Genomic DNA, 979 nt, shown 5'->3' with positions numbered 1-979 from the left:
TAAGTCTTCATCATTCATGCTAGTAACCATTTTTATTTTGCCATACGCAATCGGCTTACAACCCTTTGCAAGCTGTCTTCAAATTCTGCTCCGTCGCTCAAAAATTCCATTTTGTTTGTCACAACAAGGTCCACAAGGTCAACTTCTTTATATTCCTTTTTCTTAATCCCGAGCTTATCAACAAAAATGAATTTACTACTCGCAGCAATCTTCACTACTAGCTTATAGCGCTCCGCTTGGTCACCAATCGTAAGTGAGACCCAAGCACCTATAGTCAATTTCTGTACTTTCGCTAGTGCTGATACTTCAAGTTGGGCTTTTTTCTTATCTTCGCGCCTTTTAAGTAGTTCTTTAGTACGTTCGGCAATTTCCTGCGCTCTCTTTTCTGCCTCTTCTTCGGCAAGTCGTTTTTCTTCGAGCAGTCTCTCTGCTTCTTCTTTCGCTTTCTCGGCGGCAGCGATTCTGGCTTTCTGCTGTGAATCAGCTACTCGCATCAGCCCCTTAACACAAGCATTAAACACAACAGAGAATGACTCCCCTTGCTTGTAAGGTTTAATCTCACCTTGATTGAGCAAGTGGTCTAACTCCTGACGGGTATATATGCCCGTTTTCATCCCCAAATAATTACCAAACAAAAACAAGCCAGCATAGTCAAAGCGGTTCAATAATATCATTGAAGGTGAACTAGCTTGGTCTGTACCCATTACAAACCAGTCACTTTCTTCAAGATTGAGTTTTTCTACCGAATCATTTTGAGGTACGGAGCTATCACCAACCTCATCTTTATATAATATTCTTGAGATATCGAAATGACTAAATTGTTCATTAAGTGTTATATCAGTCGGTACTGAAGTATAGGGAACAAAAGAATCGCAGAACTCTTGTTTAAGCAATGAAACCATACTTTCTTCTAAGGCATTGAATATGCTTTCGTCGTAAGCAATATTCGATCTATCAAGAACCTTCTTGAGATCGTCAA

At 39.9% G+C, this 979-nt stretch carries 1 protein-coding gene; it reads right to left on the bottom strand.

The genetic code is table 11. The annotated features are described in order from the left end of the window. Window positions 1-32: 32 nt before the first annotated feature. Window positions 33-979: DUF1631 family protein (locus tag A3763_RS19935; RefSeq protein ID WP_156495204.1), on the bottom strand; the 947-nt coding region annotated here is incomplete at its 5' end.

The organism is Oleiphilus sp. HI0128 (assembly GCF_001635365.1).
This window is presented reverse-complemented; position numbering and strand designations above follow the sequence as displayed.